The 208-nt window shown below is 47.6% G+C and carries 1 rRNA gene; it reads right to left on the minus strand.

Features of this window, described 5'->3' with window-relative positions:
* Positions 1 to 208 (minus strand): 23S ribosomal RNA (locus tag ATO4_RS26780); the annotation flags it as partial.

Genomic DNA, 208 nt, shown 5'->3' on the forward strand with positions numbered 1-208 from the left:
ACTCAGGATCCACTCTGGAGGGAAAGCTATTTCAACTACCGGGCTGTTACCGTCTTTGGCGGGCCTTTCCAGACCGCTTCATTTATAACTTTCTTTTGTAACTCCGTATAGAGTGTCCTACAACCCCAAGAAGCAAGCTTCTTGGTTTGGGCTCTTTCCGTTTCGCTCGCCGCTACTCAGGAAATCGATTTTTCTTTCTCTTCCTCCA

This window comes from Aurantimonas sp. 22II-16-19i, assembly GCF_002088275.1.
Classification (GTDB): Bacteria; Pseudomonadota; Alphaproteobacteria; order Rhizobiales; family Rhizobiaceae; genus Jiella.